General features: G+C 66.9%; 16 protein-coding genes. 7 read left to right on the plus strand and 9 right to left on the minus strand.

The window, feature by feature from the left end:
• Nucleotides 1–45 precede the first annotated feature (45 nt).
• The 9 genes from M0765_RS02200 to M0765_RS02240 form a co-directional block, all read right to left on the minus strand.
• Nucleotides 46–1,221 (minus strand): BMP family ABC transporter substrate-binding protein, encoded by a 1,176-nt coding sequence (locus M0765_RS02200; RefSeq protein WP_258501760.1) that lies wholly within the window; start codon nt 1,219–1,221, stop codon nt 46–48.
• 49 nt (nt 1,222–1,270) lie between these two features.
• Nucleotides 1,271–2,191 carry an ABC transporter permease gene (locus M0765_RS02205; protein WP_258501762.1) on the minus strand — a complete coding sequence of 307 codons (921 nt, stop codon included), beginning with the start codon at nt 2,189–2,191 and terminating at the stop codon, nt 1,271–1,273.
• A 195-nt stretch (nt 2,192–2,386) separates the two neighbouring features.
• Entirely contained in the window at nt 2,387–3,532 is a 1,146-nt protein-coding gene (locus M0765_RS02210) for an ABC transporter permease (protein ID WP_258501763.1), read from the minus strand.
• Nucleotides 3,525–5,054: an ABC transporter ATP-binding protein gene (locus tag M0765_RS02215; protein WP_258501764.1), complete on the minus strand. Its 1,530-nt coding sequence runs from the start codon at nt 5,052–5,054 to the stop codon at nt 3,525–3,527. The genes M0765_RS02210 and M0765_RS02215 overlap by 8 nt, the downstream gene beginning before the upstream one ends.
• A 102-nt stretch (nt 5,055–5,156) precedes the next feature.
• Nucleotides 5,157–6,440 (minus strand): NCS2 family permease, encoded by a 1,284-nt coding sequence (locus M0765_RS02220; RefSeq protein WP_258508088.1) that lies wholly within the window; start codon nt 6,438–6,440, stop codon nt 5,157–5,159.
• A gap of 176 nt (nt 6,441–6,616) precedes the next feature.
• The gene (locus tag M0765_RS02225) at nt 6,617–7,600 is read right to left on the minus strand and encodes a LysR family transcriptional regulator (RefSeq protein ID WP_258501765.1); all 984 of its coding nucleotides are present in this window, start codon (nt 7,598–7,600) and stop codon (nt 6,617–6,619) included.
• Nucleotides 7,601–7,726: 126 nt separating this feature from the next.
• On the minus strand, nt 7,727–10,177 hold the full coding sequence (xdhB, locus tag M0765_RS02230) for a xanthine dehydrogenase molybdopterin binding subunit (RefSeq protein WP_258501767.1): 2,451 nt from the start codon (nt 10,175–10,177) through the stop codon (nt 7,727–7,729).
• 2 nt (nt 10,178–10,179) lie between these two features.
• Nucleotides 10,180–11,793 (minus strand): xanthine dehydrogenase small subunit, encoded by a 1,614-nt coding sequence (xdhA, locus tag M0765_RS02235; protein ID WP_258501768.1) that lies wholly within the window; start codon nt 11,791–11,793, stop codon nt 10,180–10,182.
• A 193-nt stretch (nt 11,794–11,986) separates the two neighbouring features.
• Nucleotides 11,987–12,892 (minus strand): LysR family transcriptional regulator, encoded by a 906-nt coding sequence (locus M0765_RS02240; protein ID WP_446751530.1) that lies wholly within the window; start codon nt 12,890–12,892, stop codon nt 11,987–11,989.
• A gap of 128 nt (nt 12,893–13,020) precedes the next feature.
• Between M0765_RS02240 and M0765_RS02245 the strand changes: the two genes are divergently transcribed.
• The 7 genes from M0765_RS02245 to M0765_RS02275 all read left to right on the plus strand — a co-directional run bounded on the left by M0765_RS02245 (nt 13,021) and on the right by M0765_RS02275 (nt 20,512).
• Nucleotides 13,021–14,220, plus strand: coding sequence for a PQQ-dependent sugar dehydrogenase (locus M0765_RS02245; RefSeq protein ID WP_258501770.1), 1,200 nt, complete (start codon nt 13,021–13,023; stop codon nt 14,218–14,220).
• 44 nt (nt 14,221–14,264) lie between these two features.
• Nucleotides 14,265–14,876, plus strand: a complete 612-nt coding sequence (locus tag M0765_RS02250; RefSeq protein WP_258501771.1) for a c-type cytochrome — start codon at nt 14,265–14,267, stop codon at nt 14,874–14,876.
• A gap of 105 nt (nt 14,877–14,981) precedes the next feature.
• Nucleotides 14,982–17,141: an indolepyruvate ferredoxin oxidoreductase subunit alpha gene (locus M0765_RS02255; RefSeq protein ID WP_258501772.1), complete on the plus strand. Its 2,160-nt coding sequence runs from the start codon at nt 14,982–14,984 to the stop codon at nt 17,139–17,141.
• An 8-nt stretch (nt 17,142–17,149) separates the two neighbouring features.
• Nucleotides 17,150–18,766, plus strand: coding sequence for an indolepyruvate oxidoreductase subunit beta family protein (locus tag M0765_RS02260; protein WP_258501773.1), 1,617 nt, complete (start codon nt 17,150–17,152; stop codon nt 18,764–18,766).
• A 35-nt stretch (nt 18,767–18,801) separates the two neighbouring features.
• Complete coding sequence (locus tag M0765_RS02265) at nt 18,802–19,803, plus strand: Bug family tripartite tricarboxylate transporter substrate binding protein (protein WP_258501775.1); 1,002 nt, start codon at nt 18,802–18,804, stop codon at nt 19,801–19,803.
• Nucleotides 19,804–19,822: 19 nt separating this feature from the next.
• A complete protein-coding gene (locus tag M0765_RS02270; RefSeq protein WP_258501776.1) occupies nt 19,823–20,242 on the plus strand; it encodes an acyl-CoA thioesterase in 420 nt (139 codons plus the stop codon).
• A 57-nt stretch (nt 20,243–20,299) separates the two neighbouring features.
• Complete coding sequence (locus M0765_RS02275; protein ID WP_258501777.1) at nt 20,300–20,512, plus strand: hypothetical protein; 213 nt, start codon at nt 20,300–20,302, stop codon at nt 20,510–20,512.
• Nucleotides 20,513–20,717 lie beyond the last annotated feature (205 nt).

Below are 20,717 nucleotides of genomic sequence, written 5' to 3' on the forward strand. Positions count from 1 at the left end.
GGCCGCCCGCAGGCGACCCTTTTCTGGATGCAACGCTCGAAGCGATTACTTCTTGTCGCCGCCCGGCACCTTGCCTTCCACGCCCTTGACGTAGAAGTTCACGCCAGAGAGAAACTTGTCGTCGGCCACGGCGTCCTTGGCGACCACTTCCTTGCCGTCCTGGCCGAGGATCGGGCCCTTCCAGATCACGAAGCTGCCGTCCTTCAGGCCCTTCTTCACTTCTTCGACCTTGGTCTTGATGTCGGCCGGCACGTCTTCGGCAATGGAGACGATGTCGATGGCGCCTTCCTTCACGCCCCACCAGCTTTGGCCGGTGGCCCACTTGCCGTCGAGCGCGTCTTGCGTGGCCTTGATGTAGTACGGCGCCCAGTTGATGGTGGCCGAGGCCAGGTGGGCCTTGGGGCCGTAGGCGGTCATATCCGAATCCCAGCCGAAGGCGCGCTTGCCCTTTTCCTGTGCGGTCTTGAGCACGGCCGGCGAGTCGGTGTTCTGGAACAGCACGTCGGCGCCGCCGTTGATGAGCGCGGTGGCCGCCTCGGTTTCCTTCGGTGGGCTGAACCATTCGTTCACCCACACCACCTTGGTGGTGATCTTCGGGTTGACCGACTGTGCGCCCAGCGTAAAGCTGTTGATGTTGCGCAGCACCTCGGGAATCGGCACAGAGCCCACCACGCCGAGCGTGTTGCTCTTGGTCATGGCACCGGCAATCACGCCGGCCATGTAGGCGCCTTCGTAGGTGCGGCTGTCGTAAGTGCGCATGTTCTCGGCCGTCTTGTAGCCGGTGGCATGCTCGAACTTCACGTCCTTGCTGTCGGTGGCCACCTTGAGCATGGGCTCCATGTAGCCGAAGGTGGTGCCGAAGATCAGCTTGTTGCCCTGCCCGACCATGTCGCGGAACACGCGCTCGGCGTCGGCGCCTTCGGGCACGCTCTCGACGAAAGTGGTCTTGATCTTGTCGCCGAATTCTTTTTCAAGCGCCTTGCGGCCGTTGTCGTGCGCGAAGGTCCAGCCGCCGTCTCCCACCGGGCCGATGTATGCGAATGCGATGTTGAGCGGCGCGGCCGGTGCCGGTGCGGCGGCAGCAGGCGCCGGGGCGGGCGCGGGGGCCGCGGCCGGTGGCGCTGCCTCTTCTTTCTTGCCGCAGCCGATCAGGGCTGCCGAAGCCACCGCGGTCAGGGCGGCGAGCTTGAGCAGGGAAGAGCGCTTGTTCAGATCATTCATTGTCGGAAATCCTCAAAAAGGACAGGTTGGCGGAAAACGAAAAACGAGATTATGAGCCGGGGTAGAACGGCTTTCCGATGGATGCCGGCATGTTGATGCGAATGAACGCCGGGTTGCGCGAAATCAGGGCCAGCACCACGATGGGCGCGATGTACTGCAGCATGCTGAGGAACTGCGGCGGCACGTCGACGCCGCTGCTCTGCAGGTGAAAGCCCAACATCGAGACGCCGCCGAAGAGGTAAGCGCCCAGCAGCACGCGAATCGGCCGCCAGGTGGCAAAGGTGGTGAGCGCCAGCGCGATCCAGCCGCGGCCCGCGACCATTCCTTCGACCCACAGCGGCGTGTAGACGGTCGAGAGGTACGCGCCCGCCAGCCCGCACAGCGCGCCGCCCGCAATCACCGCCATGAAGCGGATGCGCCGCACCGGGTAGCCGAGCGCATGCGCCGATTCGGGCGACTCGCCCACCGAGCGCAGCACCAGCCCGGCGCGGGTGCGGTACAGGAACCAGATCAGGCCAAAGGTCAGGACGACCGCGAAATACACCATGGGGTGATGCCGGAACAGCGCGGGTCCGACGAGCGGAATGTCGCTGAGCACCGGCACGGCGTACGACACGCTTTCGGGCAGCTTGGCCTGCACGAAGTTGATGCCCACGAAGGCGGAGAAGCCGACACCGAACAGGCTGAGCGCAAGCCCGGTGGCGTACTGGTTGGTGTTGAGCCAGATCACCAGCACGCCGAAGAAGGCTGCCAGCAATGCGCCGGCCGCCATGCCGGCCAGGAAGCCGAGCCAGGGGTTGTGCGTGATGACCACCGTCGCAAAGCCGGCGATGGCGGCGCAGAGCATCATGCCTTCGGCGCCGAGGTTGACGATGCCGGCTTTCTCGTTGATGAGGAGGCCCAGTGCCGCAATGGCGAGCACGGTGCCGGCGCTGAGGGTGGAACCCAGCAGGAGTGCGTAGCTGTCCATTTTTCAGTTGCTCCGGCGTGGGGTACTGTTGTTCGATAGGGCGCGTTCTTTGCGCTCTTGTTCAGGGCGGGTGCACAGGCCACCGGGTACTCCCCTCCGCGAATGTCCCCCGCCTTCGGCTCCTCCTTTATTTCGCTGCGCGGAGCACCCGATGCCCTGTGCACTGGGGCACGCTGCTGGTGTTCGGCGGTTCATTCAGAGCGCTCCTTCGGTCGAACGCGCGGCCGGCGCAGTCAACGGCGTGCTGGCTTGCAGCGAGCTCGTCGTGTGGCTAGCGGCCTTGGCGGCTGCCTTGCGGCGGATGCGGTACGCAATGAGCGTGTCGCACGCCAGGAGCGTGAAGAGCAGGAGGCCCTGGAAGACGCCGGTGAGCGACTTGGGCAGGCCGAGACGCGACTGCGCCAACTCACCGCCGATGTAGAACATGCTCATGAGGATGGCCGAGAACACCATGCCGACCGGATGCAGCCGCCCGACGAAGGCCACGATGATGGCCGCGAAACCGTAGCCCGCCGGCACGTACGGCGTGAGCTGGCCGAGGGGGCCGGCCACTTCGAGCGCGCCGGCCAGGCCTGCGGCGCCGCCCGAGGTGAGCAGCGCGATCCAGATGGCTCGCCGTGCGGAGAAGCCCGCGTAGCGCGCGGCCGCCGGTGCTAGCCCGCCGACCTGCTGGGCGAAACCGGCCCGGGTGCGGAACAGGAACACCCACAGCGCGCCCACGCCGAGCAGCGCGATGATCAGGCCGATGCTCACGCGCGAACCCTTGAAGAGCCGCGGAATCTGCGTCACGGCCTCGAAGGTTTTCGACTGCGGAAAGTTGTAGCCCTGCGGATCTTTCCACGGGCCGAACACCATGTAGCCGAGCAGCAGCGTGGCCACGTACACCAGCATCAGGCTCACCAGGATTTCGTTGGCATTGAACTTGTCGCGCAAGAACGCCACGATGCCGGCCCACACCATGCCGCCGAGGGTGCCCGCAACAAGAATGGCCACGACGATCCATGAGCCGGTGGTCTTGTCGGCCATGAGCGCAACGCCGCCTGCGGCAATGGCGCCGAACACGAACTGGCCTTCGGCGCCGATGTTCCACACATTCGAGCGAAAGCACACCGCCAGGCCGAGCGCGATGATGAGCAGCGGCGTGGCCTTGATCGTGAGCTCGCCGATGGCGTAGCCGCTCTTGATGGGTTCGTAGAAGAACACCAGCAGGCCCTTGACCGGGTCTTTGCCCAGCGCGGCGAACAGCGCCACTCCGATCAGCACGGTGATCAGCAGCGCCAGGATCGGCGAGGCAAAGGTCCAGAAGCGCGAAAGCTCCGGGCGGGGTTCGAGCTTAAGCATGGGCCGCCTCCTTGTTGTTGCTGTTCTTATCCCAGAGGCCGCTCATCCACTCGCCGATCTGCGGCAGCGTGGCGGCCGCGCGGTCGATGGATGGCGAGAGGCGGCCCTTGGCAATCACATGCAGCCGGTCGCTGATGTCGAACAGCTCGTCGAGTTCTTCGCTCACCACCAGCACGGCACAGCCCGCATCGCGCAGCGCGAGAATTTCGCTGCGAATGAGCGCGGCGGCGCCCACGTCCACGCCCCAGGTCGGCTGCGCGACGATGAAGAGCTTGGGGTTGGCGTCGATCTCGCGGCCGACGATGAACTTCTGCAGGTTGCCGCCCGAGAGCGAACGCGCCGCGGCATTCGGTCCGCCGGCCTTGACGTTGAAGCGCTCGATGATGCCGCGGGCATGTTTTTCGAGCGCCGAGGTGCGGATCCAGCCGCCCTTGCCCACCGCATTGCCGCGCGTGAGCAAGAGGTTGTGCGCAAGGCCGAGCGTGGGCACCGCGCCGCGGCCCAGCCGTTCTTCCGGCACAAAGTGCAGGCCAAGTGCGCGCCGCGCGCGGGGCCTGAGCCGGCCGGCCGGCTTGTCGAACACCCGCACCATCGCGGCCTCGGCGCGCACGTCTTCGCCGGAGAGCGCGTAGAGCAGCTCCTTCTGGCCGTTGCCGGACACGCCCGCAATGCCGACCACCTCGCCGGCGCGCACCTCGAACGAAATGCCGTCGAGGTCGACGCCGAACTGGTCTTCACGCGCAAGAGAAAGCCTGTCGACATGCAGCGCCACCGCACCCGCATGCACCGGCCGGTGCTTGAGCGGCGGCGGCTCGGCGCCGATCATCAGCCGCGAGAGCGACTCGTTGCTTTCGTTCTGCGGATTGCACACGCCCGTGACCTTGCCGCCGCGCAGCACCGTGCAGGCCGTGCACAGCTCGCGGATCTCGTGCAGCTTGTGGCTGATGTAGAGGATGCTGCAGCCTTCGGAGGCCAGCTTGTTGAGCACCGTGAAGAGCTTGACGACCGCCTGCGGCGTGAGCACCGAGGTCGGCTCGTCCAGGATCAGCAGCTTGGGGTTGGTGAGCAGCGCGCGGATGATTTCCACGCGTTGCATCTCGCCCACCGAGAGCGTGTGCACCGGCCGCGAGGGATCGATGTCGAGCCCGTATTCGCTCGCCTTGGCCGTGATGCTGCGGGCCACCTCGGCCAGCTGCAGAGACTTGTCCAGGCCCAGCCACACGTTTTCGGCCACGGTGAGCGTGTCGAACAGGCTGAAATGCTGGAACACCATGCTGATGCCCAGCGCCCTCGCCTGCTGCGGGTTGCGCAGGTTGACGGCCTGGCCGTCGAAGATGACGGTGCCTTCGTCGGGCTTGACCGAGCCGTAGATGATCTTCATCAACGTCGATTTGCCGGCGCCGTTCTCGCCGAGCACGGCATGGATCTCGCCGGGCGCCACGGCCAGCGAGATGTCGCTGTTCGCCACCACCGCGGGGTAGCGCTTGCTGATGTTCGCGAGCTGGAGTCTGGGGGTTGTCATGCCGGGTTTCGTGGGTTTGTCTCGTTCAACAGCAACAAGCGGAAAACATAGCTACAAGTTTAATAGCGTCCCCGCAACCATCGGCGCCCGACGGCGCTTTGCTCAGTGTCCGCCGATGTAGGCGAACTTGAACAGGAAAATTGCTGCGATCACCCAGACCATCGCATGCACTTCCCGTGCCCGGCCGGTGAAGAGCTTGAGCACGGCATACGTGATGAAGCCGAAGGCCAGGCCGTTGGCAATCGAGTAGGTGAACGGCATGGCCAGCGCGGTCACTGCCGCGGGAATCACTTCGGTGGTGTCTTCCCAGTCGAGCTCGACCAGGTCGCGCAGCATCAGACAGCCCACGAACAGCAGCGCCGGCGCGGTGGCGTAGGCCGGCACCGAGCCCGCGAGCGGCGAGATCATCAGGCACGCGAGAAACAGCCCCGCCACCACCACGGCCGTGAGGCCGGTGCGCCCGCCTGCCTGCACACCCGCCGCGCTTTCCACGTAGGCGGTGGTGCTCGAGGTGCCGAGCAGCGAGCCCGCGAAGATGGCGCCGCTGTCGGCCAGGAGCGCCTTGTTCATGCGCTCCATCTTGCCGGGTACCAGCAAGCCGGCGCGCTTGGCCACGCCCATCAGCGTGCCGGTGGCGTCGAACATCTCGACCAGGAAGAACACCAGCACCACGTTCAGGATGCCGCCCTTCAGCGCGCCCAGGATGTCGAGCTGCATGAAGGTGGGCGCGATGGACGGCGGCGCGTCGAACACGCCGTGGAACTTGTTGCCGCCGAAGAAGAACGACAGCACCGTCACCAGCAGGATGCCGATCAATATCGCGCCGCGCACCTTGAGCCGGTCGAGCGCCACGATCACCAGGAAGCCCAGCGTGGCCAGCACCACCGGCGCCGAATGCAGGTCGCCCAGCGTGACGAAGGTGGCCGGCGAGGCGGCCACCACGCCCGCGCTCTTGAGCGCGATGAGCGCCAAAAACATGCCGATGCCCACGGTGATCGCCGTTCGAAGCGACTGCGGTATGCCCTGTATGAACAGCTCCCGCAATCCGGTGACGGTGACGATGAGGAACAGGCAGCCCGAGATGAACACCGCGCCCAGCGCCACCTGCCACGTGTAGCCCATGCCCAGCACCACCACGTAGGCGAAGTAGGCGTTCAGGCCCATGCCCGGCGCCATGGCAATCGGGTAGTTGGCATACAGCCCCATGATCAGCGTGCCCAGCGCCGCGATCAGGCAGGTGGCCACGAACACCGCGCCCTTCGGCATGCCTGCATCGCCGAGGATCGATGGGTTCACGAAGATGATGTAGGCCATCGTCAGGAAGGTGGTGAGCCCTGCGATGACCTCGGTGCGCACGGTGGTGTTGTGCTCGGTGAGCTTGAACATGCGTTCAAGCAAGCCCGCATTCCGCGGCGCGGTGCGCGCGGCTGTCCCCGAGGCGTGGGGATCGGTGACCTTGGGCACCTCTTCAAACCTGTTCATGTCGCTTGTCTCCAGCTGTTGTATTTGGCGGTTCGTTCATCGTCGCCCCGGCCGCGACGCCGGCGCGGCCGAAGGATTCGTCAGGGCGGGTCGGGAGCCTCCGCTGCGACGGCCCGCTGGGCCTGGGTGGTGAAGGCGGGCCGCAGCGAGGCCGCCACGTCCTTGATGCATTCGCGCAGCCAGCGCGCGGAACTCGACGAATGGGTGCGCTCGTGCCAGAGCTGGTAGTACATGAGGCGCGGCAGCGCCACCGGGCAATCGAGAATCTTCACCGGCAGCCGCGCGGCAAAGCGCTCGCAATACTGGCGGCCGGTGGTGAGCACCAAGAGGCTCGAGGCCACCATGTCCGGAATGAGGCTGAAGTGCGCGCAGCGCGCCGTGATGTTGCGCTGCCTGCCCAGCTCGTCGAGCATCTGGTCGATGATGCCGCGCCCGCCCGGGTGCATGGGCGTAGGCGCAATGTGCTCGGCCGCGAGCCAGGTTTCCAGGTCCCAGCCGCGGCGCACGGCCGGATGGTCCTGGTTGACCAGCGACACCACCTCGTCGCCGAAGAGCCGCGCCATGTGCAGGTCTTCGGGCGGCTTGAGCCAGTTGCCGATGACCAGATCGACCTGCCCGAGCGCAAGGTGGCCGTGATAGTCGGAATCGGGCGTGAGCGCATGGATCTCGATCTGGCACAGCGGCGCCTCGCGCTTCACGTGCGCCACCAGCATCGGCAGGAAGAGCGGGTCCATGTAGTCGCTCGCCGCGATGCGGAAGGTGGTGGCCGCCGACTGCGGCTCGAAGCCGCGCGCATCGGAGAACAGCATTTCGGCCGCGCGCAGGATGCTGGCCGCGGGCTCGATCATGCGCAGCCCCGCATCGGTCGGCACCATGCCCGAACCCGAGCGCACCAGCAGCGGGTCGCCCGAGAGTTCGCGCAGGCGCTTCAGCGCGGCCGACACGGCCGGTTGGTACATGCCCAGGCGAATGGCGGCGCGCGAAACGCTGCGGTCGGTCAGCACGGTGTGCAGCACCCGGATGAGGTGCAGGTCGATCTTGTCGAACAAGGCCTGGTCACGCATGGCTTGGCCCCCGGCGGTGGGCCGCACCCGCGGCCCGGCAAGGCCGGTTCCGCGGTGTTTCGCGAAGAGGACGAGGGCGTAGGGCATTGGCAGGACTTTGGACATGCGCCAAAGTCTACGAGTGGGCTATGCGGACTGGACGGCCGTGATGGCGCGAAGAATCGATTCGCTCGTGGCCGGCGCCTTCAGCGGCGGATCGACCCTGTGGCCGCCCGCGGCGGACACCGCGTCGCGGATGGCGAAGAACACCGAGAACGGCAGCAGCAGCGGCGGTTCGCCCACGGCCTTGCTGCGGTGGATGGAGTCTTCGAAGTTCTGGCCTTCGAACAGGCGCACGTTGAAGATCGGCGGGCAGTCGTTGGCGGTCGGAATCTTGTAGGTGCTGGGGGCGTGCGTGGTGAGCTTGCCGCTCTGGGGGTGCCACACCAGCTCTTCGGTCGTGAGCCAGCCCATGCCCTGGATGAAGGCGCCTTCGACCTGGCCGATGTCCACGGCCGGGTTCAGCGACTTGCCTGCGTCGTGCAGGATGTCGGCGCGCAGCAACTTCCATTCGCCGGTGAGCGTGTCGACGACCACCTCGCTCACCGCCGCGCCATAGGCGTAGTAGTAGAACGGGCGGCCCTGCATCTTTTCCTTGTCCCAGCTGAGGCCCGGGGTGGCGTAGAAGCCGTCCGACCAGAGCTGCTTGCGGTCGAGATACGCCTCGCCCACCACGGTGCTGAAGGCCAGCGTGCGGCCGTTGACCTCGACCTTGTCGTTCGCAAAGCGCACTTCGCTTGCCTTGCCGCCATGGCGTTCGGCCGCGCTTTGCGCAAGCCGCTCGCGGATCTGCCGCGCCGCATCTTGCGCGGCCTTGCCGTTCAGGTCGGCGCCGGTCGATGCGGCGGTGGCCGAGGTGTTGGCCACCTTGGTGGTGTCGGTGGCGGTCACGCGCACGCGCTCGAAGCTCACGCCCAGTTCGTGCGCCACCACCTGCGCCACCTTGGTGTTGAGGCCCTGCCCCATCTCGGTTCCGCCGTGGTTCACAAGAATGGAGCCGTCGGTGTACACATGCACCAGTGCGCCGGCCTGGTTGAAATGCTTCACGTTGAACGAAATGCCGAACTTGAGCGGCGCCAGCGCGAGGCCGCGCTTGAGCACCACACTCTTCCGGTTGAACGCGGCGATCTCCTCGCGCCTGGCGCGGTAATCGCTGCTCGTTTCGAGCTCGGCCACCAGTTCGTGCACGATGTTGTCGGTCACGGTCTGGCGGTAGGGCGTGACGTTGTTCTCCGCCTTGCCGTAGAAGTTGACGCGCCGAACGTCGAGCGGGTCTTTCTTCAGCTCGCGCGCGACCGAGTCGAGGATGTTCTCGACGGCAATGGCGCCTTGCGGCCCGCCAAAGCCGCGGAAGGCCGTGTTGCTCTGCGTGTTGGTCTTGCCCGAATAGCCGTGCATTGCCACGTTGGGCAACCAGTAGGCGTTGTCGAAGTGGCACAGCGCACGCGTCATCACGGGGCCCGAAAGATCGGCCGAGTGGCCGGCGCGCGAGACCATGGTGATCTCTGCGCCGAGGATACGTCCCTCGTCGTCATAGCCCACGTCGTACTCGTACCAGAAGCAGTGGCGGCGGCCGGTGATCATGAAGTCGTCGTCGCGGTCGAGCCTGAGCTTGACCGGGCGGCGCAGCTTGCTGGCCGCCACCGCGGCCACGCAGGCGAACAGCGCCGATTGCGATTCCTTGCCGCCGAAGCCGCCGCCCATGCGCCGGCATTCGACATGCACCTCGTTCGACTGCAGGTGCAGCGCATGCGCCACCAGGTGCTGCATCTCGCTCGGGTGCTGCGTGGAGCAATGGATGTGCAGCGCGCCGCCCTCCTTCGGAATGGCGTAGCTGATCTGGCCTTCGAGGTAGAACTGCTCCTGCCCGCCCACGTCGAGCGTGGCCTTGTGGCGGTGCGGCGCGGTGGCAATGGCGGCGCGCACCGCCGCCTCGTCGCCTTCGTTGGCCACGCCGCCGCTGCGCACGATGTGCATTGGCGGCACCACATACTGGCCGCGCGCGTGTGCATCCTGCGGCGTGAGCACGGGCGGCTCGGCTTCGACGGCGATGGCGTCCTTGGCCTTTGCGGCGGCGCGGCGCGCGGCATCGCGGCTTTCGGCAATCACCGCGAACACCGGCTGGCCCAGGTAGCGGATCTGGCCGCCGTCTTTCAGCGAAAGCAATATCGGGTCGTCGTGCACGATCGAGCCGCAGTCGTTGGTGCCAGGAATGTCGTCGGCCGTCAGCACCGACACCACGCCCGGCATGGCGCAAATCGCATCGAGCGACAGCGCCGTCACCCGGCCGTTGGCTGCGGGCGAGAGGCCCAGCGCGCAATGCAGCGTGCCGGCAATCTCGGGAATGTCGTCGATGTAGGTGGCTTCGCCGGCCACGTGCAGGTGCGCCGATTCGTGCGGGCGGCTGATGCCAACTCGCGCGCCGAGTTCGTGCGCCACCGCCTCGGCCGCGGGGTCGATGCGCGCGGCGGTGTTCTTCAGGTAGTCGGCAAATGGCTCGGCGGGCTGCAGCAGGCGGGCGTCGATGGGCTTGTTCATGGTCAGACTCCTTCCGCCGCGGCCTTGGCCGAGGCATGGGGCATCACGCTCCAGACGCTGGTCTCTTCGAGCGAGAGTGCGTCGTCGGCGCGGGTTTCGAGCCAGAGGCGCTGGATGAGGTTCTGCGCCACCTGCAGCCGGTAGTCGGCCGAAGCGCGCATGTCCGACAGCGGCTTGAAGTCTTGCGCGAGCGCGAGCTTGGCGGCGTTCACGCTGGCTTGCGTCCAGGGCTTGCCCACGAGTGCGGCCTCGGCCTGGGCGGCGCGCTTCACGGTGGCGGCCATGCCGCCGAAGGCCAGGCGCACGGCCTTCACCGTGTCGCTGCCCTCTTCCAGCTCCACCGCAAAACCGGCGCACAGCGCGGAAATATCGCAATCGAAGCGCTTGCTGATCTTGTAGGCACGCACCTGGCGGCGCATGGCCGCGAGCGGAACCGCGAGGCCCTGCACAAATTCGCCGGGCTGCAGCTGGTTCTTCATGTAGTCGACATAAAAATCGGGCAGCGGCATGCGGCGCACCGCATCGCCACGGCGCAGCTCGATCTCCGCGTCGAGCGACATCAGCACCGGCGGCGAATCGCCGATGGGCGAACCATTGGCCACGTTGCCGCCCATGGTGCCGGCATGGCGGATGGGCGGCGACGCAAAGCGCAGCCACACGTCCTGCAGGCTGGGCACGCGCTGCACCAGGGCTTCGAATGCGGATTCGAGCGATGCGCCGGCGCCGATGTAGAGCTCGTCGGCACGCGCCTCGACGATCTTCATTTCAGCCACGTCGCCCACGTAGATGATGTCGCCCAGGTCGCGAAACTGCTTGTTGACCCACAGGCCGACGTCGGTGGAGCCCGAGAGCAACTGTGCGCCGGGCTTCTGCACGCGCAGCGCCGCAAGCTGCGCGAGCGTTCTGGGCGCATGAAAGTGGTCGATGCGGGCGCCGAGCGGCGCGGCGTAGTCGAGGCCCTCTTGCTGCAAATTCCCTTGCAGGGCCGTGAGCGCGGCCACCACCGGCTGCGCATCGAGCCGCACCGGAGGCAGGTCGAACATGCGTTGGCCGGCGTCGAGAATCGGCCGGTAGCCGGTGCAGCGGCACAGGTTGCCTGAAAGATCGTCGGCCAGCTGTTGGCGCGTGGGCAGGGTGCCCTCGGCTTGGTGGTGCTCGTAGGCGGACCACAGCGACATCACGAACCCCGGGGTGCAAAAGCCGCACTGCGAGCCGTGGCAATCGACCATGGCCTGCTGCACCGGGTGCAGGCGGTGCACGGGATGGGGGCGCTTGTCCTGCGCCTGAACTTCGGTCTCGCCTGCCGCATGGGCCTGGCACTGGTCCTTGAGGTCTTCGACCGTGAAGAGCGCCTTGCCGTGCAAGGTGGGCAAGAACTGGATGCAGGCGTTCACGGTCTGCAGCTTCAGGCCGCCGGCCTCGGCCAGCTCGCCAATGACCACGGTGCAGGCGCCGCAGTCGCCTTCGTTGCAGCCTTCCTTGGTGCCTGTGCAGTGCGCGTCCTCGCGCAGCCAGTCGAGCACGGAGCGCGTGGGGTGGACGCCGCTGACGTCGACGGCTTTTCCGCGGTGGAAGAACCGGATGGGTTGGGTCTTGTTGCTGCTCTCGGTGCTCATGCTCTTCGTGCTCGTGGGCGGCTCGTTTCGGCCAAGCGTTGACGTTAGCGGCTTGCGCCGCCGGGTACATACCGCAGCGCCCATATTGCGTATGTGGGGGCTGGTATGCAAGCTACGGGGAAACCCTTGAGCCAGTGAGCAATTCCTGGGCCACATCGGGCGTCATCCGCCCCGGCGGATGCCGCTTTTTTCATCAAGCGCCCTCCGAGAACAGTTCGGTGATCACCTGCCGCAGCCAGCGGTTGGCCGGATCGGCCTCGAAGCGCCTGCTCCAATGCAGCGACACGGTGAAGTCGCGCAGCGGAAAAGCGGGCTCCACGATGGCGTAGCCGCCCTCTTCTGCGAACCCGCGCGCGATGTTGCGCGGCATCACCACCGCAAGGTCGGTGGCGCGCACGATGGCGGGCAGCACCATGAAGTGCTCGGTGGTCAGCCGCACCCGCTCTTCCAGGTTGAGCAACTGCAATATGCGCAGCGTTTCCGCATGCGTGCGCACCGCCACGTATTCGAGCGTTTGCAGCGCCTCGATGAGGGCCTGGCTGTTGCGCCGGCCGCGCGCGAACGGATGGCCCTTGCGCAACAGCACGATGTAGCGGTCTTTCAGCAGGTGCTTGCGCTGCGTGTCGCGCACCTTGGGCAAAAAGCCGAAGGCAAAGTCGATGCGGCCGCTGTCGAGCGCGGGCGCTATGTCGGTCGGCAACAGCGGCAGGGTCTCGATGCGGACGCCGGGCGCCAGCTCGCCAAGCCGCGCCATGAGCGGAGGCAAGAAGCGGCCTTCGCCGATGTCGCTCATGTGAATGCGAAAGGTCTTGCGCGATGCCTGCGGCTCGAATCGACCGGGCTCCTGCAGCGCTTCTTCCAGCGTGTTGAGCGCGGCCTGCACCGCAACGGCCAGCCGGTCGGCGCGCGGCGTGGGCGCCACACCGCCGGGCGCACGCGTGAAGAGCGCGTCTTTCAGCAGCAGGCGCAGGCGGCCCAGGCCATGGCTGGCGGCGGGCTGCGTAAGGCCCAGCTCTTCGGCGGCGCGGCTCACGCTGCGTGCGCGATAGACCGCATCGAACAGTCGCAGCAGGTTGAGGTCTATCGTTTGTATATGCATGGTGTGCATATTACTTAGCTCGAATATTTTATTGAAGACCCGGCGCAGGGCTCGCACACTGGCCGCCGTTGCCGATTGACCCAAGGTCGGCGAACACGAAGAGCCCACCCACGAGAAGGAGACAAGACATGGCCAGACTGCGTCCGCATGCGGCAATTGCCGCCCTGCTTTGCGTTGCCACCACTGCCGCATGGGCCCAGCAGCCGCCGGCCGAGGAGCCGGGCTGGGCCAAGGGGCGCCCCAAGACAGAGGCGGCCACGCGCATGGCGCCGGTTCCTTCCTTCCCTATTCCCACCGCGGCCGACCAGTTGCCCACCACCAAGTTCAAGCTGCCGCCGGGCTTCAAGGTGGAGACCTGGGCCTCGGGCGTGCTCGACGCGCGGTCGCTCCGCCAGGGCGACAAAGGCACGGTGTTCGTGAGCACGCTCTTCGTGGGCAACAAGGTCTATGCCATTGCCGAGAAGGGCGACCGCAAGCCCAAGACCATCGTCGACAAGACCGAGTTCGCCACCGGCATCGAATACCACAAGGGTGCGCTGTACCTTGCCACGCACAAGCAGATCGTTCGCTACGACAGCATCGAAGACAAGCTCGACAACCCCGGCACGCCGGTGGTGCTCAACGACAAGCTGCCCGGCGGGCAGGACCACAGCTGGCGCTACCTGCGGGTTCACAACGACAAGCTCTACTACGCCGTGGGCGCGCCCTGCAACATCTGCGACCCCGACGAGAAGCATGCGCGCATCTTTCGCATGAACCTGGATGGAAGCGGCATCGAGACGGTGGCGCGCGGCGTGCGCAACACGGTGGGCTTCGACTTCGACCCGAAGACGGGCAACCTCTGGTTTACCGACAACGGGCGCGACTGGCTCAGCGAAGACCTGCCGAACGACGAACTGAACGTGGTGACCGCGCCCAACCAGCACTTCGGCTATCCGTATTGCCACCAGGGCAACATCGCCGACCCCGAGTTCGGCTGGGGCAAGAACTGCGGCGAGTTCACCAAGCCCGCGGCGCTGCTCGGCCCGCACGCGGCCGGCCTGGGCCTCACGTTCTATAACGGGAAGATGTTCCCGAGCAAGTACCGCGGCGCGATGTTCATCGCGCGCCATGGCCCATGGAACCGCACCACCAAGTACGCGGACATTGCCGTGGCATGGCCGGACGGCAAGGGCGGCGCGAAGGTCGAGCCGTTCATGACGGGCTTCGTCGAGAACAACAACTATCTCGGGCGGCCGGTGGACTTCCTGGTGCTGAAGGACGGCTCCATGCTCGTGAGCGACGACCACGCGGGCGCGATCTACCGCATCAGCTACGGCGGCCGATGAGCAGGGGTTTCGTTCTTGCAGCTTTCATGCCGGCAGGCGTAGCCATGGCCATGATGCTCCTCGCTTCGGCAGCGCCTTCCGCCAGTGCGCAAGGCACGCAGGCTGCGCAGGGCAGCTATGCGCAGCGCTATGCGGCGGTGTGCGCCTCGTGCCACGGTGCCAACGGGCGCAGTGACATGGCGGGAACACCGGTGCTCGCGGGCCAGCATTCGTTCTATGCCATCACGCAGCTGTTCCTGTTTCGTGAAGGCCGGCGCGACAACCCCGCGATGACGGCGGTGGCCAAGACCATGAAGGACGAGGACCTGCGTGGCTTCTCGGAGTTCATTGCCACGCTGCCGGCCGTGCCCGCACCGCCCCCGGCCGCGCCGCCCGATGCCGCCCGCATGGCGCGTGGGCAGGCGCTGGCGCAAACGCACCGCTGCGTGATCTGCCACGGCGCCGACCTGAGCGGCGGACAGCAGGTGCCGCGCATCGCACAGCAGCGCGAAGACTACCTGCAGATGACGCTGCACGGCTTTCGCACCGGCAAGCGGCCTGGCTACACGCAGGCGATGACCGAGGCCGTGAGCGGCATCCCGCCGGAGGACCTGGACACCCTTGCCTACTACGTGGCGCGCTTTCCCGGCACCGCCGCCAAGCCGCCCGGCAAGTAGCCACCGATACCGCAGCGCAACGCCGGCGAAAGCACGGCGCGGGAAACGCGCGCCTTTGCCCGCCAGCCATTCAACCACCACATCAACCCATCGGAGCCGAATCTCTTGGAAGTTTCATTCAGCAAGGAAGTGGAATCGCTGCGCCTGGGCGCCGGCGACACGTTCCACGGCGAGGGCATTCTCGCGATCACCAAAGGCCTGCTGCAATCCGGCGTGGCCTACGTCGGGGGCTACCAGGGTGCGCCGGTCTCCCACCTGCTCGACGTGATGGTGCAGGCCAAGACATACATGGACGAACTGGGCGTGCACGTGGAGGCCTGCTCCAACGAGGCCTCCGCGGCCGCCATGCTCGGCGCTTCCATCCACTACCCGCTGCGTGGCGCCGTGACGTGGAAGTCCATCGTCGGCACCAACGTGGCGGCCGATGCGCTCTCCAATCTCTCGTCGCCCGGCGTGACGGGCGGCGTGCTGGTGGTGGTGGGCGAGGACTACGGCGAAGGGGCGAGCGTGATCCAGGAGCGCACGCATGCCTACGCGCTCAAGTCGAGCATGTGCCTGCTCGATCCGCGGCCCGACCTCGGCCAGATGGTGCGCATGGTCGAGCACGGCTTCCGGCTCTCGGAGGCCTCGAACATGCCATGCCTCATGGAGCTGCGCATCCGCACCTGCCATGTGCGCGGCAGCTTCGAGTGCAAGGACAACATTGCGCCGGCCGTCTCTACCCGGGCGCTGATGACGGAACCCGCGGGCTTCGACTACATGCGGCTCGCGCACCCGCCTGTCACCTTCCGCCACGAAAAGCTCAAGGGCGACGAGCGCATTCCGGCGGCGCGGCGCTACATCGTGGAGCACGGGCTCAACGAACTCATTCCGGGTAGTCGCCACGCCGACCTGGGCATCGTGGTGCAGGGCGGGCTCTACAACGCGCTGATTCGCAGCCTGCAGCAGCAGGGCCTGGCCGATGCCTTCGGCGAGACGGACGTTCCGATTCTGGTGCTCAACGTGACCTGCCCGCTGGTGCCCGAGCAGGTGGCCGACTTCTGCGTGGGCAAGCGCGCGGTGCTGGTGGTGGAAGAAGGCCAGCCCGAATACATCGAGCAGGACATCGCCACGCTGCTGCGCCGGCGCGACATCCAGACGCCGCTGCACGGCAAGGACATGCTGCCTTCGGCGGGTGAATACGGCGTAGAAGTGCTCGCGGGCGGCATCGGCACGTTCGCGGCCAAATACATCGGGCCGGGCGAAGCCTCTTCGTCCGCCGCGGCCTGGCTGGCCGGCAACCGCGAGAGGCGCGAGGCCGTGGCGCGCCAGCTCTCCGCACCGCTGCCCAACCGGCCGCCGAGCTTTTGCGTCGGCTGCCCCGAACGCCCGGTGTTCTCGGCCCTGAAGCTTGCGCAGCAACAGACGGGCCCCGTGCACATTGCGGCCGACATCGGCTGCCACGCCTTCGGCACTTTCGAGCCGTTTTCGATGGGGCATTCGATCCTGGGCTACGGCATGAGCCTGGCGAGCCGCGCGGGCGTGGCGCCGATGATGAACCGACGCACGCTGTCGATCATGGGCGACGGCGGCTTCTGGCACAACGGCCTGCTCACGGGCGTGCAGAGCGCGCTCTTCAACGACGACGACGCGGTGCTGCTGATCTTCAAGAACGGCTACACCTCGGCCACGGGCACGCAGGACATCATCTCCACGCCCGACGACGAGATGAAGGAGCGCGCGGTCGACAAGCAGCAGAGCCTGGTCGACAAGAACCAGACCATCGAAGCCACGCTGACGGGCCTGGGCGTGAAGTGGATGCGCACCGTCACCACCTACGACGTGGAGCGCATGCGCAAGACGCTGACCGAAGCGCTCACCAGCGACTTCAACGGCCTGAAGGTGGTGATTGCCGAAGGCGAGTGCCAGCTGGAGCGCCAGCGCCGCATCAAGCCGTGGATTGCAAGCCTGCTCAAGAAAGGCGAGCGCGTGGTGCGCGTGAAATACGGCGTCGACGAAGACGTGTGCAACGGCGACCACGCGTGCATCCGCCTGTCGGGTTGCCCCACCCTCACGCTGAAGGACAACCCCGATCCGCTCAAGGTCGACCCGGTTGCCACCGTGATCGACGGCTGCGTGGGCTGCGGCCTGTGCGGCGAGAACGCGCACGCGGCCACGCTGTGCCCGAGCTTTTATCGCGCCGAGGTGGTGCAGAACCCGAAATGGCACGAACGCCTGCTGCACTCGCTGCGCGGGGCCGTGGTGCGCGCCCTTCAACCCGCATGAGTCACGCCATGGAACAGAACCGACCCATCACCCTTCTCGTCTGCGCCCTGGGCGGCGAAGGCGGCGGCGTGCTTACCGAGTGGCTGGTCGACATTGCCCGCCACGCCGGCTATGCCGCGCAGAGCACGTCGATTCCCGGCGTGGCGCAGCGCACCGGCGCCACCACCTACTACATCGAAGTGTTTCCGGTGCCGCTCGCGCAGCTCGCCGGCAGGCGGCCGGTGTTCAGCCTGAGCCCGGTGCCGGGCGCGCTCGACGCCATCGTCTCTTCGGAACTGCTCGAGACCGCGCGGCAGATCGGCAACGGCATGAGCGCACCGCTGCGCACGCTGGTCATCAGCTCTTCGGCGCGCATCTTCACCACGGCCGAACGCATGCAGCCCGGCGACGGCCGCGCCGATGCGCAGCACCTGCTCGACGTGGTCAAGGCCTTCAGCCGCGAGCACCATGTGTTCGACATGAACGCCGTGGCGCGCGAGGCCGGCACGGTGGTCAGCGCCGTGATGCTCGGCGCCATTGCGGGCAGCGGCCTTTTCCCCTTTCCGCGCGCGGCCTACGAGCACGTGGTGCGCGGCGGCGACACCAGCGCGCCCGAAAAGCTGAACAAGATGGCCGCGGCCAGCCTGCGCGGCTTTGCCGCCGCCTTCGATGCGGTAAGCGCGCCGCGCGCGCAGGCCGCCTTCGTGAGCAGCATCATGGCGGGCGACACGGCCGACGCACCGCCACCGGCGCGCGCGCTGCCCGACGACGTGGCGCGGCGCTTTCCACCGGCGGTGCACGACATGCTCGCGCTCGGCCATGCGCGCGTGCTCGACTACCAGGACGCTGACTACGCCAAGCTCTATGCCGCGCGGCTGGCCAGGGTGCTCGATGCCGAGCGTGCCGCCGACCCGGCCGGTGCGCAGGGCTTTGCCATCACCCGTGAGGCCGCGCGCTGGCTCGCACTGTGGATGGCCTTCGACGACATCGTTCGCGTGGCCGCGCTCAAGGGCCGAGCAAGCCGTGCGCAGCGCGTGCGGCAGGAAGTGCGTGCCTCCGATGAAGACATCGTGAAGGTCTACGACCACTTCAAGCCCGGCGCGCCCGAGTTCGCCGCGCTGCTGCCGCCCGGCCTTTCGCGCCGCGTGACCACATGGGACCGCACCCGCCAGGCGCGCGGCCGGGAGCCCTGGGCCCTGCCGCTCAAGGTGGGCAGCCACTCGGTGCTCGGCATGGCGTCGCTGCGCCTTCTGTCTTCGCTCAAATGGCTGCGCCGGCGCGGCCAGCGCTTTTCCGAAGAACAAGCCTTGATCGAACGTTGGCTCGCGGCCGTGGAAAGCGGCACACGTGAAACCTGGTCACTGGGCCGCGAAGTCGCACTGTGCGGACGGCTCATCAAGGGCTATGGCAGCACCAATGAACGCGGCAAGCACAACCTGCTGCACGTGATCGACGAGCTCGCGGGCCGTACGGCCTTGCCTGCAACGAAGCGCGCAGAGGCGGTTTCTGCGGCGCGCGAGGCGGCCCTGGCGGACGAAGGCGGCAAGGCGCTCGACGCCGCGCTGTTGCGCCACGGCGCGGCACCCCGGCCATTGCAGGCGCAGCCAATCCGCTGGATGAAGCGGCCGCCTTCCACCACTGCCTGATGCAGATTTCATAACAACCAAGGAGACACAACACCATGCCCCAACCCACCCTTCCCTGGCGACGCCGCCTTGTTTTGACCGCCGCCTGCGCGCTCTTGGCCTGCACGCATGCGCAGACGCATGCTCAGGCGCAGTCCGGCGCATGGCCCGCCAAGCCGATCAAGGTGGTCGTCAACTTTCCGCCGGGCGGCGCCGCGGACCAGATCGCGCGTGCGGTCTCGCAGCCGCTGCAGGAATCGCTCAAGCAACCCGTGGTCATCGAGAACCGTGCGGGTGCCAACGGCAACGTCGGCGGTGAGTCGGTGGCGCGCGCGCCCGCCGACGGCTACACGCTGCTCATGAGTTCAGGCGGCATGGTGTCGGTAAACCCGCACCTGTATTCGCGAATGAGCTTCGACCCGGCCAAGGACCTGGTGCCGGTGGCAGCGGCCGCGCGCGTGCTGGTCTTTCTGGTGGCCAAGCCTTCGCTGCCGCCCACCAACGTGCGCGAATTCATCTCGTACCTCAAGGCCAACCCGGGCAAGCTCTCGTACGGCTCGCCGGGCAACGGCAGCTCGCCGCACCTGGCGGGCGAAATGTTCAAGAGCCAAGCCGGCGTCTTCGCGCTGCATGTGCCCTACCGCGGCGCCGCCCCTGCGCTGCAGGACCTGCTCGCGGGCCAGATCGACTATGCGTTCGATCCTGGCATCGGCCTGCAGCAGGTGCGCGCCGGCAAGCTGCGGCTGCTGGCGGTGGGCAGCCCGCACCGTTCGCCGCAGTTTCCTGATGTGCCCACGCTCGACGAGGCCGGACTGCGTGGCTTCGATGCCGACACGGTGTTCGGCTTCTATGCGCCCGCGGGCACGCCGCCCGAAGTGGTGGCGCAGCTCAATACGCAGATCAACCGCGCGCTTGCGCTGCCGGCCGTGAAGGAGCGCATTGCCGCGCTGGGCGGCGAAGCGTTGCCGGGCTCGCCGGCCGATTTCCAGCAACGCGCCGCGGCCGATTCGCAGCGCTTCGGGGCGCTGATCCGCGAACGGAAAATCGTTGCCGACTGAGCACCGCGACAATGAACAGATGAGCAGCAGCAAAGAAATCACCTACACCGCGCGCGTCGAGTTCGGCGACTGCGATCCGGCCGGCATCGTCTGGTTTCCCAACTTCTTCCGCTGGATCGATGCGGCTTCGCGCCACTTCTTTGCGGAATGCGGCGTACCGCGCTGGGAAGAAACCACCAAGACGCTCGGTGTGATCGGCACCCCACTGGTCGACACGCACACGCGCTTCGTCAAGGCGGCGAGCTACGGCGACACGCTGCACATTGCGGTGCGCATTGCCGAGTGGCGCGACAAGAGCTTTGTGCAGACCTACCGCGTGACGCGTGGCGACGAGCTGATTCTCGAGTGCGAGGAAGTGCGCATCTTTGCGGCCCGGCGCGAAGGCGGCGGTATCCGCGCGGTGCCGATTCCGCCGGAAATTCGTTCGCTGTGCGAATAGGAAGCCCGCGCTCGCTTGCCCTTATCGTGCTTACTCGCTCTTACTTAGAATGGCCTGATGAACCGGCACCTCCTTTTTCCGCTCGCCTTGCTTGTTGTTACCGGCTGCTCCTCGCCTCCCAACGAGGTGACGCCGTTTCGCGACGGCGCGCTGCGTGCCCCTACCTACGTGCAGGCCTCCGACTACTGCAGCGCACGGAATGCAACGCCCAAGTGGCTCGGCAGGGCGCCGGCCGAGTCGGGCGTGCTGTTTCAGTGCATCGCCAACTGAAGCCAGCAGGCCGCTCCCGCACCTTCGGAGCCACCGCGCTGGCAGCGCGGAATATGCCGCCAAGGGTTGACGCACCTCATGACGCAGTGCAACAATCGCAAGATCTTCACTTCGGAGCCTCGTGCGTGGACAGTGCCAGTTGGATCAGTGACAAGACGCGTGCCTCGGCAGGCGTGACACATACGGCCCTCTAGCGCAGGCTCTC

Source organism: Variovorax sp. S12S4 (assembly GCF_023195515.1).
GTDB lineage: Bacteria > Pseudomonadota > Gammaproteobacteria > Burkholderiales > Burkholderiaceae_C > Variovorax.

Bases quoted from the DNA above. Each gene is read 5' to 3' on its own strand.
- M0765_RS02200 (WP_258501760.1), bottom strand. From the start codon at position 1,221: ATGAATGATCTGAACAAGCGCTCTTCCCTGCTCAAGCTCGCCGCCCTG.
- M0765_RS02205 (WP_258501762.1), bottom strand. From the start codon at position 2,191: ATGGACAGCTACGCACTCCTGCTGGGTTCCACCCTCAGCGCCGGCACC.
- M0765_RS02210 (WP_258501763.1), bottom strand. From the start codon at position 3,532: ATGCTTAAGCTCGAACCCCGCCCGGAGCTTTCGCGCTTCTGGACCTTT.
- M0765_RS02215 (WP_258501764.1), bottom strand. From the start codon at position 5,054: ATGACAACCCCCAGACTCCAGCTCGCGAACATCAGCAAGCGCTACCCC.
- M0765_RS02220 (WP_258508088.1), bottom strand. From the start codon at position 6,440: ATGTTCAAGCTCACCGAGCACAACACCACCGTGCGCACCGAGGTCATC.
- M0765_RS02225 (WP_258501765.1), bottom strand. From the start codon at position 7,600: ATGCGTGACCAGGCCTTGTTCGACAAGATCGACCTGCACCTCATCCGG.
- xdhB (WP_258501767.1), bottom strand. From the start codon at position 10,177: ATGAACAAGCCCATCGACGCCCGCCTGCTGCAGCCCGCCGAGCCATTT.
- xdhA (WP_258501768.1), bottom strand. From the start codon at position 11,793: ATGAGCACCGAGAGCAGCAACAAGACCCAACCCATCCGGTTCTTCCAC.
- M0765_RS02240 (WP_446751530.1), bottom strand. From the start codon at position 12,892: ATGCATATACAAACGATAGACCTCAACCTGCTGCGACTGTTCGATGCG.
- M0765_RS02245 (WP_258501770.1), top strand. From the start codon at position 13,021: ATGGCCAGACTGCGTCCGCATGCGGCAATTGCCGCCCTGCTTTGCGTT.
- M0765_RS02250 (WP_258501771.1), top strand. From the start codon at position 14,265: ATGGCCATGATGCTCCTCGCTTCGGCAGCGCCTTCCGCCAGTGCGCAA.
- M0765_RS02260 (WP_258501773.1), top strand. From the start codon at position 17,150: ATGGAACAGAACCGACCCATCACCCTTCTCGTCTGCGCCCTGGGCGGC.
- M0765_RS02265 (WP_258501775.1), top strand. From the start codon at position 18,802: ATGCCCCAACCCACCCTTCCCTGGCGACGCCGCCTTGTTTTGACCGCC.
- M0765_RS02270 (WP_258501776.1), top strand. From the start codon at position 19,823: ATGAGCAGCAGCAAAGAAATCACCTACACCGCGCGCGTCGAGTTCGGC.
- M0765_RS02275 (WP_258501777.1), top strand. From the start codon at position 20,300: ATGAACCGGCACCTCCTTTTTCCGCTCGCCTTGCTTGTTGTTACCGGC.